This window comes from Streptomyces turgidiscabies Car8, from assembly GCF_000331005.1.
Classification (GTDB): Bacteria; Actinomycetota; Actinomycetes; order Streptomycetales; family Streptomycetaceae; genus Streptomyces; species Streptomyces turgidiscabies.
The window spans coordinates 40,033-47,256 of record NZ_AEJB01000231.1 but is presented as its reverse complement, the minus strand read 5'-3'; the positions used below and the strand labels follow the sequence as shown (position 1 = coordinate 47,256).

Below are 7,224 nucleotides of genomic sequence, written 5' to 3'. Positions count from 1 at the left end.
GGCCTCGTCGGTCGGGCTGGCCGTGGAGTCGTCGGTCTGCTGGGACTGCGAGGTGGTCGGCGACTCCGAGGTGCCGGTGCTGCCGCCCGTGCCCTTGCCGTTCTGGACGGCGAGGGCGACGCCCGCCGCGATGGCGATCACGGCGAAGAAGGCCAGTATCCACAGCTTGCCCCGGCCGCCGCCCCGGTTGCCGTGTCCCTCGAAACCGCCGTCGTCCCCGCCGCCGTACCCGGCGGGCAGGATCTGCTGGGGGATCTGGGTGGTGCCGGCCTGCTCACCGGGGTGGTTCATCACCGCGGTCCCGGCGAAGCCCCCCGAGGGGGTGTGCCGGCCCTCGTGCATGTCCACGGGCCCGGTGTTCCAGGTGCCGGTGTGGCTGCCCTGGTCGTACAGCATCTGCAGGCCGTACTGGATGAGACCGCGCATCTCCTCGGCGGTCTGGAAACGGTCGTCCGGCTCCTTGGCGAGGGAACGCATGACGAGCCCGTCGAGTTCCCCCGTCCCTGTCCTACTGTTTCACCCGTTCGGCTCTGCCTACTTGGTGGGCGGAGTCGTCTTCTTCGCGGCGGGCTTGCGGGCCGGAGCCTTCTTGGCGGCGGGCTTCCTGGCCGGGGCCGGCGCGGCCTTGGCCTCGACGGGAGCCGGGGTGGGTGCCGCTGCCGGGGCGGGCATCTTCTCGTCGGTCGCCACCTTGACCTCGACCGGCTCGGCGTTCGGCTCGACGGCGATCGCCAGTTCCTCGATCTCCTCGGCGGCCTCGCCGCGCCAGGTGCGTACGGCCTGCTCGCCGTGCTCGGCGACCTTCTCGTACGTCTCCCGCGCCTTCACGGCGTACTCGGCGGCGACGCCGACACCGCGCAGGGCGAGGTCCTGGGCGCTCTCGCCGAGCTTCTTCAGGTCGGCGTCGATGGTGGAGCCGAGCTTCTTGAAGTCGCCGTCCAGCGTGTTGATGAACTCGCCGACCTTGGTCTGGAGGGTCTCCTGCGCCTCCTTGGCCCGGACGGCGGCCTTCTCCTGACCCTGCGGGTCGGGGTGTGCGCCGCGCTCTGGAGTCGCCTCTGTGTTCGGCGCAGCGGGCGCGTCGCGTTCGCGCTTCTGGCCCGGCGTCAGCCGATCATCTCGTTCTCGTAGGTGGCGGCGTCCAGGAGGTCCCCGGTGTCCGCACTGTCGACCGGCTTGATCCTGAACAGCCACGTCCCGTACGGGTCTGCGTGCACCTCGCCCGGGGACTGCGCGGCATGGGCGTTGACGGCGACGACCTCACCGCTCACCGGGGCGTAGAAGTCGCAGGCCCCCTTGTTGGCCTCCACCGATCCGGCGCTCTCCCCCTTCTTCACCTGCGCACCGGCCTGGGGCAGGTCCAGGTCGTTGATGTCGCCCAGCATCCTCTGGGCGTGATCGGTGATGCCGACCTCCATCAACCCGTCGCCCAGCGTGCGCACCCACAGGTGCTCGGCCGTGTACTTCAGGCCCTCGCGGATGTCCGACATGCGCTCTCCCACTCCTCATTACACAGAGTTGACTCATCGTGACGTTCGATCACTGAGGCAGTCTCCTGCAACTGCGGCTCCTGGCACGCGCCGCTGGGGCCGCCACGCCGGACAGCCGTCAACCGGCCCGGTCCAGCACACCCTTCGCGCCGGTCACGGTCAGGTGGCAGCAACCCGGCATCAGTCAAGATCGAGTGTCAAACCGTCAAGGTCGCCTGTCAGAGGTCAGAGGGCCCCTACGGCATCGCCCACACTGCCGAGCTCGCCGCGAAGGCCATCGAGCTTCTGTCCGGACGGATACGCGACCGGGCCGCAGAAGTCGCTGGCGGCCGTGACCGCGACGAACTGCTCCGGAGCCAGTTGCAGTACGTCCTCCAATGACCAGAGCGACATGGAGCGGACGTTCGACAACTTCACCGCCGGGTGCCGCACCATCCTCCGCCCGGCTGAACAGGACCCGCTGACACGCAGGGGCTTCCCTGCGGCGCCTCTGATGCGGTCCGGGTGTCACGCGCCGCAGTACGGGGCTCGGACGACCGCGCGGCAGACACGTGGTCTATCCGGCCGGATACCGGTGGCCGACCGGCCGGCGCCGTGCCGCGCCCGCCCCGGATGCGCCGTCCGTCAAAAAGAGACCCCGCCTGCCCGGAGTCCGGGAGGGCGGGGTCTTGCCGTCTGGACGCCTACATCGGGACGGCCTTGATCAGGGCGAAGACGGCGCCCTGCGGGTCGGTCACGACCGACATCCGGCCCGCGACCATGTCGAACGGTGGCTGCAGTACGGTGCCGCCTGCCCGCACCAGCGCGTCCACGGTGCTGTCGGTGTCGTCCACCGAGAAGTAGGTGAGCCAGTGCGGCGGCATCCCGGGGGATGCCATCTTGCCCATCGTGGTCATGCCGCCGACCGAGCGGTCGCCGACGTTCATCGAGTGGTAGTCATCCATGCCCTCCATCGGGGCGGAGCTGAGACCCACAACCGCCTCGTAAAAGGTCCCGGCGGTAGCCAGGTCCGGGGTGTGCAGCTCGTTCCAGGTGAGCGCGCCGGGCTCGTTGACCACGGCGGCGCCCCAGAAGTCGACGGGCTGCCAGACGCCGAAGACGGCGCCGGTCGGGTCGGCCGCCATCAGCATCCGGCCGACGGTGCCCACGTCCATCACCGGGAACACCACGGTGCCTCCGGCCGCCGCGATCGCGGCGGCGGTGGCGTCCGCGTCGGTGCTGGCCAGGTAGGTGGTCCACGCCGAGGGCGGCACCGGTTCACCCTCCACCGTCGGCTGGGCCTTCATGATCCCGGCCACCGGCTTGCCGTTCAGGGTGCACACCGCGTACCCGCCGAACTCGGGCGGGCCAACCTCACCCTTCCAGCCGAACAGGTCACGGTAGAAGTCGAGGGCCGCCTGCTGGTCAGGGGCCATCAGGTCGACCCAGCAGGGCGTGCCGGGTGGGTAGTGCGAGGCTGTGACTTCGGGCATCTCGGTCCTTCCGATCAGGGCTCTCCCAAACCTCTCGTCTTCGACCGGCGCCGACCGTCCGACACGCCACCACGAAGGAGGGAGCCTGACTGCCCGCCAGGTCGTCCGCGGTTCCGACTGGGGAATCGAGAGCACGAACCCAGCCCGACGGTCATCCTTGCCATCCAACTCAGTCGCCGCAGGTCGACGGCCTCCGGCGAGCTGAGTTCGTTGGCAAAGGACACGACCTGACAGCCCAGCAGGTGAGCAGCCTGCGCTACCGCAGGACGTCAGTCAGGCCCTGAGCCACGACCGCTGGAACCCGGCTTCGAGTATCGATGTCAGACCCCTGATGTTGGATGCGGACGTGACCATTCACGATGTTGCTCGGCAACTGCCCGAGATTTCCGCGCTTCGCGATCACTGCCGATCGATGGCGATGCTGGAAGCGATACTCAGCCCGGAATGGGTGGATCGGCACTACTCCTTCGACGCGCACTGGTCCGCCGGGGAGGAGGTGGCCTCGATGCGCGACGGATCGGGCGACGAGTTCTCGGTCGTCTTCTCGGCCGTCGGTGCCTACATCCGTGGCTTCGCACACGAATCACACATGAGTCCCTATGCCGACGACGGACCGTGGCCAGGCGTGCTGGACGACGTCCCGGACGTCTTCCGCTCCTGCGTCGAGGAGCCCGCGTTCAGCGACGAGGACGGGATGCCCATCGTGACCGCCTGCGCATGGCGGGAGGTGGGCGATGGAGCTTGGAATGCGGGGACAATCGATTTCCCTGACGACGGTGCCCGCGATCCGGACGGCTCCGAGGACCTGTTCGGACTTCTGACCGACCGGTCTCCGGAAGCGTTCCAGCACTTCGCCGAGGACTACTACGAAATCCCGGTGCCCCTCGCAGCCGTTCAGCACGTGCTTGCACTACGCCCTCTGACGACCGAGGTGGTTACGGCCTTGAATCCCCAGGTCACGATGGACGCCCTGGCGAAGGACATCGCTGAGATCGGCTACCCGCTGGGCAACAGCACCAGCGTTGGCAGTGGGCTCCGCCAAGGTGTGCGTCGTGGATGAACTGGTGGAGCGTGTCGACGGTCAGGATCACGTGCTGGGGGTGGTCAGCCGTCGCCAGGCCATCGGGGAGGGCTGGCTGCACCGGGTCGCCGTGACGGTGTGCCGTGATGAGCGTGGCCGGATCCTCGTCCACCGGCGATCGGACGAGTTGCCGCGCTTCCCTGGGCTCCATGAGGTCGTGGTCGGTGGCGCCGTGGCCGTCGGCGAGTCCTATGAAAACGCCGCCGCGCGGGAGCTGGCCGAAGAGCTGGGCATCCGCGTGCTGCCCAGCTTGCTGTTCACGTTCATCAACCGCAGCGGTTTGAGCCCTCATTGGCTCGGTGTGCACGAAGCCGTGGTGCCGGACGCCGTGGTCCCCAGTCCCGATGAGGTCGCCTGGCATGGCTGGCTGACAGAGCCGGAACTCGGCTCGGCCCTGTCGGAGTGGCGCTTCACCCCCGACAGCCACGAAGCCTTCAGCCGGTATCTCGCGTTCCGGAGCGCGCGGTCCTGACCTCGCCCGCCTCGCGGACATGGGCGCCTGGTTGATGGGTACTGGCGCAGCCCCGCTATGGCCGGGCAGGAGCATGCGAGGCCGTTCGGGGACGAGTTCCGTCGGCGTCCGCCCCCAGAAAAGGAGCCCTCGCACCACTGCCAGGCAGTGTGGGCTCTCATCAAGATGGTCAGGACTGCTTCGCGCATCGAGCTGTTGGCGTACTTGCCCAGAACTGGGGTGAGATGCGAAGGCGGACTGCCACAGCGTCCGTATGCGCGGATCAGCGCGGGACGATGCAGAAGGGATGCCCAGCCGGATCAGTCAGGACTCGCGCCTTGTCCCCGTGCGGCTGGTGATCCGGCTTGCCCGCACCCAGCTCCAGCAGCCGGACCTCAGCCGCCTCCAACTCCTCATCGACCTTGAAGCAGATGTGCAGCTGCTGAGGAACGATCTGGTCGGGCCAGCTCGGCGCCCGGTAGTCGTCTACGCGCTGAAACCCGATGAGGAGTCCGTGCTCACCGTTGAGACCCGCGAAGTCGGCATCCGACTTCGGATGCGGTTCAAGGCTGGTGGCCTGCTGATAGAACGCGGCCAGAGCGAGCGGATCGGGGCAATCGAGTGTTATCGCAACCAACGTCATCTGCAGGGACATGGCGCCTCCGGGCCGATCGGTGGACTTCCGCGATGAACACCCTAGAGATGAACACCCTAGAGGCGGCTGCCTACGGTCAGATCCCCGTCCTGCCCAGACCTACCGGGGCGGGACGACCGGGAAGCGGCATCCGAAGTCATGTATGCCTGCATGTTGCATCAAGTTCTTACTAACTTGTAAGTTAGAAGCATGACTACGACCATGGCCGATACGGCCGCCACGGACATCGCCGGCGTCGAGGGCTTCTGTGCTCGGTGGGAGAAGGCCTGGAACGATCACGACGGGGACGCGGTGGCGGCGCTCTGTGCCGACGACCTCGTCTACGACGAACCCGCTCTCGGCGGGACGGCGTACGGGCCCGACTCCATCCGTCAGTTCGTGAACCACATGGCGGAGATGTTCCCGGACTACTCCTTCACGCGGATGGGGCTGTACGGCGAGGTCACTCGCCGCGCCGTGCTCGTTGCCTGGCGCTTCGGCGGCACCCTCGCGGGGACAGGGCACCGGGTCGAGTTCCACGGTGACGACCGGGTGGAGCTCGGCGAGGACGGCCTCATCCATGCCTACCGGTGTCTCTACGACTTCAAGGGCGTGCTCGACCAGATCCAGGCCGCCCCCGCCCCGGCCGCGACCCCGGCATGAGCAGGCCCGTCGCCGTGCGCAAGCCGGCGAGTGAACGGCGGGCGGAGATCTTGCGGGCCGCTGACGCCGAGTTCGCCGCGAACGGCCTGGCCGGGACCCGTCTGGAGGCCATCGCCGCGCGGGTCGGTGTCTCCCACCCGCGCATCGTGCAGATGTTCGGCTCCAAGCGCAGCCTGTTCCTCGACGTCACCCACGCCGCCTTCGACCGGATCGAGGTCGCCTTCACCGATGCCGAGCCCACGCTGACCGGGCTCGGCGACGCCTACCGGCGCCTGCTGCAGCGCGAGCCCACCATCGGCCTCGTGATGCTTCAGGGTTACGCGGCGGCAGCCGACGAGCCGGTGCGGGACGCGGTCAGAGAGCGACAGCTGCGACTCCAGGAAGCCATCACCCGCCTGACGGGGGCGGACGCGATGCAGGTGCGTACGTTCTTCGCCACCGGGCTGGTGTTCACCGTGTCCACGCTGCTCGAACTGCCCGACCACCGCGCCGACGCGGAATGGGGCGCCTGGCTCCTCAGGCTCGCCGCCCCACCCGACGTCAGAGGCCGAGACCGCGACAGAGACAGCCACAGCGACAGCGACAGCAGTGACTGAAGTCCCGTACGGCGCTGTCAGCCGAGGTTGGTGGCGTCGCGCAAGGTGGTCAGCGCCGGCGCGTACATGCGGGCCTTGATGGTGCCGAGGGTCGCGCCGGCCTTGTTGACCTGGGCCTGGGCGAGTTCCACGGCCGTACTGCGGACCGCGTCCTCGGCGACCGCCTGGTCGACGATGCCCACGGCTGCGGCGTCGGTGCCGCCGTAGCGGTGGGCGGTGACCATGGCCCTGTGCGCGGTCTGCGGGGCCAGCCGGGCCTGGATGAGGGCCGCCATGCCGGGGGTGAAGGGGATGTCGATGTCCGCCTCGGGCAGGCACCAGTAGCCCCGGTCGGCGCGCATGACGCGGAAGTCATGGGCGAGGGAGAACATCGCGCCCGCCGCGAAGGTGTGCCCCTGCAGGGCGGCCACGGTGATCACGGGCAGGGACAGCATCCGCGCGAACAGGGCGTGGACGGAGACGACGTAGTCCTGGTACTGGTCGGCGTTCGCGAACAGCCATTCCAGGTCAAGGCCGTTGGAGTAGAACTTTCCTGTCGCCGCCGTCACCAGGGCGCGCGGCCCTTCGGCCTTCTCCACCTCGTCCAGCGCCGCACCGACGGAGGCGAGCCAGTCGGGGTGGAAACGGTTCTCCCCGTCTCCGAGGTCGAGAACGAAGACGTTGTCCTGGCGGTCGAGCATGGGCATGGCGGCTTCCTCAGGGGGCGTGGTCCGGCTGAGCCATCTGACTACTTGTTACTTGCCACTCGCTACTTTCCTACTTGTCGGTAACTTATGGGGTGCGCCACGGAACGGCAAGGGCCGACGGCGTGGCCGACGGCAGAGTCGACAGCAGGGC

At 68.5% G+C, this 7,224-nt stretch carries 10 protein-coding genes and 1 pseudogene; 4 read left to right on the top strand and 7 right to left on the bottom strand.

What is annotated here, in order from left to right; genetic code table 11:
• From STRTUCAR8_RS15690 to STRTUCAR8_RS15670, 5 genes and pseudogenes are all read right to left on the bottom strand, one after another.
• A pseudogene (locus STRTUCAR8_RS15690) lies at nucleotides 1-495 on the bottom strand (serine/threonine protein kinase); the annotation flags it as partial.
• A gap of 39 nt (nucleotides 496-534) precedes the next feature.
• The gene (locus STRTUCAR8_RS15685) at nucleotides 535-1,194 is read right to left on the bottom strand and encodes a hypothetical protein (protein WP_241784689.1); all 660 of its coding nucleotides are present in this window, start codon (nucleotides 1,192-1,194) and stop codon (nucleotides 535-537) included.
• Nucleotides 1,107-1,490, bottom strand: a complete 384-nt coding sequence (locus STRTUCAR8_RS15680) for a glycine cleavage system protein H (RefSeq protein WP_044472270.1) — start codon at nucleotides 1,488-1,490, stop codon at nucleotides 1,107-1,109. The genes STRTUCAR8_RS15685 and STRTUCAR8_RS15680 overlap by 88 nt, the downstream gene beginning before the upstream one ends.
• 225 nt (nucleotides 1,491-1,715) lie before the next feature.
• Nucleotides 1,716-1,883 (bottom strand): hypothetical protein, encoded by a 168-nt coding sequence (locus tag STRTUCAR8_RS15675; protein ID WP_158697406.1) that lies wholly within the window; start codon nucleotides 1,881-1,883, stop codon nucleotides 1,716-1,718.
• 290 nt (nucleotides 1,884-2,173) lie between these two features.
• The gene (locus tag STRTUCAR8_RS15670; protein WP_006376723.1) at nucleotides 2,174-2,962 is read right to left on the bottom strand and encodes a VOC family protein; all 789 of its coding nucleotides are present in this window, start codon (nucleotides 2,960-2,962) and stop codon (nucleotides 2,174-2,176) included.
• A 331-nt stretch (nucleotides 2,963-3,293) separates the two neighbouring features.
• Here STRTUCAR8_RS15670 and STRTUCAR8_RS15665 point away from each other — a divergent pair, with 331 nt between their 5' ends.
• On the top strand, nucleotides 3,294-4,022 hold the full coding sequence (locus STRTUCAR8_RS15665; protein WP_006376705.1) for a hypothetical protein: 729 nt from the start codon (nucleotides 3,294-3,296) through the stop codon (nucleotides 4,020-4,022).
• On the top strand, nucleotides 4,015-4,515 hold the full coding sequence (locus STRTUCAR8_RS15660; RefSeq protein ID WP_006376749.1) for an NUDIX domain-containing protein: 501 nt from the start codon (nucleotides 4,015-4,017) through the stop codon (nucleotides 4,513-4,515). Before STRTUCAR8_RS15665 ends, STRTUCAR8_RS15660 begins: the two co-directional genes overlap by 8 nt.
• Before the next feature lie 262 nt (nucleotides 4,516-4,777).
• On the opposite strand, the gene STRTUCAR8_RS15655 is transcribed toward STRTUCAR8_RS15660, so the two are convergent.
• On the bottom strand, nucleotides 4,778-5,149 hold the full coding sequence (locus STRTUCAR8_RS15655) for a VOC family protein (RefSeq protein ID WP_006376714.1): 372 nt from the start codon (nucleotides 5,147-5,149) through the stop codon (nucleotides 4,778-4,780).
• Between the two features lie 189 nt (nucleotides 5,150-5,338).
• Here STRTUCAR8_RS15655 and STRTUCAR8_RS15650 point away from each other — a divergent pair, with 189 nt between their 5' ends.
• Nucleotides 5,339-5,791: a nuclear transport factor 2 family protein gene (locus tag STRTUCAR8_RS15650; RefSeq protein ID WP_086025760.1), complete on the top strand. Its 453-nt coding sequence runs from the start codon at nucleotides 5,339-5,341 to the stop codon at nucleotides 5,789-5,791.
• The gene (locus STRTUCAR8_RS15645) at nucleotides 5,788-6,387 is read left to right on the top strand and encodes a TetR/AcrR family transcriptional regulator (protein ID WP_006376735.1); all 600 of its coding nucleotides are present in this window, start codon (nucleotides 5,788-5,790) and stop codon (nucleotides 6,385-6,387) included. Before STRTUCAR8_RS15650 ends, STRTUCAR8_RS15645 begins: the two co-directional genes overlap by 4 nt.
• 17 nt (nucleotides 6,388-6,404) lie before the next feature.
• Here the strand turns inward: STRTUCAR8_RS15645 and STRTUCAR8_RS15640 are convergent, their stop codons facing one another.
• Nucleotides 6,405-7,073, bottom strand: coding sequence for an enoyl-CoA hydratase-related protein (locus STRTUCAR8_RS15640; RefSeq protein WP_006376715.1), 669 nt, complete (start codon nucleotides 7,071-7,073; stop codon nucleotides 6,405-6,407).
• Between the last annotated feature and the right edge of the window lie 151 nt (nucleotides 7,074-7,224).